The sequence below is a fragment of the Methanospirillum sp. genome (assembly GCF_035406105.1).
Taxonomy (GTDB): Archaea; Halobacteriota; Methanomicrobia; order Methanomicrobiales; family Methanospirillaceae; genus Methanospirillum.
Window position 1 is genome coordinate 1 of the sequence record NZ_DAONKG010000075.1, and the last position, 2,880, is coordinate 2,880.

The 2,880-nt window shown below is 44.5% G+C and carries 2 protein-coding genes; both read left to right on the plus strand.

What is annotated here, in order from left to right:
• The coding region (locus tag PLA23_RS06005; protein ID WP_324474428.1) for a hybrid sensor histidine kinase/response regulator at positions 1–1,143 on the plus strand (1,143 nt) is incomplete at its 5' end.
• A 60-nt stretch (positions 1,144–1,203) separates the two neighbouring features.
• On the plus strand, positions 1,204–2,880 hold a 1,677-nt coding region (locus PLA23_RS06010; RefSeq protein ID WP_324474430.1), incomplete at its 3' end, for a minichromosome maintenance protein MCM.

Below are 2,880 nucleotides of genomic sequence, written 5' to 3' on the forward strand. Positions count from 1 at the left end.
ACCCTGATCCTGACCGACGTGGTCATGCCTGAGATGAACGGATATGAATTATGTACACTTTTAAAAGCCGATCCAGCAACCCGTAACATCCCGGTCATCCTTGTAACGCAGCTTTTTGATCCACGGGATGTTTTGTCAGGACTTGAATGCGGGGCAGACAATTTTATCATAAAACCATATGAACCACAATATCTTCTTGACCGGATTGAAGTCATACTGGCAAACCGATCACTCTATTCAGATGAATCTGTTGAATCTGGGGTTTCAGTGTTTTTTTCAGGACAAACTCATGTTATCAGATCAAACCGTCAGAAGATTCTGAATATTCTTCTCTCTACCTATGAGATTGCCATCACCAAAAATAATGAACTGAACGAGGCGAAAGATAGGCTCGCATCGGTAAATGATCAACTGAGCGATGCAAATAATGAATTACTCCGGATAAATGATGATCTGAAAAACGAGATTTCAGAGAGGAAACGTGTCGAATTATCCTTATCCCAGGCAAACAGAAAACTCGGTCTTTTATCTTCCATTACCCGGCATGATATGAAAAATACGATGATGGCCCTGCTTTCATATAATGAACTGGCAAGAATGGACAGTACTGATCCGGTGTTTTTGGAGTATCTGGAACGTGAAGGCCAACTCCTCTCCCGTCTGTCTGCCCAGATTGAGTTTACCAGACTATATGAGGAACTGGGGGTGAAAGGTGCAGTCTGGATACATCTTGAGAGTCTTATACAAAAACTCAGTCAGTCTTTCCCCCAGATCACCATTGAGGTTGATCCTGAAGTCGGCCATTATGAGATATTTGTTGATCCCCTGATTGAAAAGGTATTTTATAATCTCTTTGATAATGCGATCAGACATGGCGAGCATGTAACGCACGTCCGTATCAATGCCAGAGAACAGGACAATATCCTGAATGTCAGTATTGCAGATAACGGGGCAGGTGTGGCTGATGAGGATAAAGAACAGATATTTGCCCGTGGATATGGGAAAAATACTGGTCTTGGACTCTTTCTGGTCAGAGAGATCCTCTCGATTACGAATATTTCAATCATCGAGAATGGAAAAAAAGGGGAAGGGGCCTGTTTTGTTCTGAGCGTTCCGAATGTTCATTTTCGAAAAATCTCTTAATCAGTAAGACAAACATATATCCCCCTTTTATGAACATAATGTCCAAAACGTCTGATACGTATGGTACCTGCGAAAGATGCTGATTCGGTTGAGATTACGGATCGTGATGCAGACTGGCACCGGTTCCTTAAGACACGATATAAAAAAGAACTGGATGAATTATCTCGTGAATATCCCTATACCCGATCTCTTTTCATAAATTATCGTGATATAGAGAGTTTTGGGAAGACCGGGACAGAACTTGCGGATGAACTGCTGGAAAACCCGGGGAAGGTGATAGGGGATATTAAGGATGCGATACGAACACACCGTCTGGTAAAAACAAGAAAAAAAGATGAACAGCCAGATATTAATGTCAGGTTTATCAATCTGCCAAGGAAGATAGCAATCAGAGAGATTCGTTCGGATCATATTGGGAAATTTATCAGTATTGAGGGCATTCTTCGAAAAACAACTGAAGTCAGGCCACGAATTACTCTTGCTGTATTTCGTTGTCCTGCCGGGCACCGGACGGTAAAAGCTCAGTCATATGGTCCCTTTGTTGAGCCGGACGGATGTCAGGCTGATGGATGTACCCAGAAAAAACTTGAATTGATACCCCGTTTTTCCCGTTTTGTCGACTCTCAAAAACTCAGAATTCAGGAATCTCCTGAGGGGCTTCGTGGGGGTGAGCAGCCTCAGACCATCGATCTGGATGTGACGGATGATATCTGTGGCATGGTTGCACCAGGTGATCGTATTGTGGTCAATGGAATTCTCCGGTCCATGCAACGCAACTCATACGGCACAAAATCAACAATTTTTGACATCTATGTTGAATGTAACTCGATTGAGGTTGCTGAAAAGGAGTTTGAGGAGGTCAATATCAGCGAGGAGGATGAAAAAGAGATTATTGCCCTCTCAAAGGACCCCAACATCTATCGGAAGATTGCACATTCTATAGCTCCGACTATCTATGGAGTTGATGATGTCAAGGATGCAATCGCTCTCCAGCTCTTTGGAGGAATTGCGAAGGAGATGCCTGACGGAAGCAGGCTTCGGGGTGATATTCATGTCCTGCTGATAGGAGATCCTGGTATTGCAAAATCACAGATGCTCAGATATGTTGTCCGTCTCTCTCCACGGGCTATCTATACCTCAGGACAATCGACTACCTCAGCCGGTCTTACTGCAACAGCGGTAAAAGATGAGTTTGGTGATGGCCGGTGGACACTTGAAGCAGGAGCCCTTGTCCTTGCTGATATGGGTGTTGCCTGTGTTGATGAGATGGATAAGATGGATAAGCATGACCGGAGTGCTCTTCATGAAGCGATGGAACAGCAGTCCATCTCGGTCGCAAAAGCCGGAATTACCGCTACGTTAAAGTCCCGGTGTGCACTTTTGGGTGCAGCAAATCCGAAATATGGGAGATTTGATGATTTTGTTCCCATCGGGGATCAGATTAATATGCCCCCCTCTCTCCTTTCACGATTTGATCTGCTCTTTGTCCTTACCGATAAGCCGGAGCATGAGCGGGACCTTGCAATCGCAGAACATATTATTAAAGCTCATAGTGTTGGGGAACTGATTGCGCAGCACAACCGTGAACCTATACCTGGTGTGGACGAAGAGTACATCACCGAGCAGTTAAAGCCGGTGACACCGGAGATAGATCCGGCGATGTTTCGCAAATATGTCGCTTATGCAAAAAGGAGTTGTTTTCCAAGGCTTTCTGATGAAGCCCGTGAAACACTGATA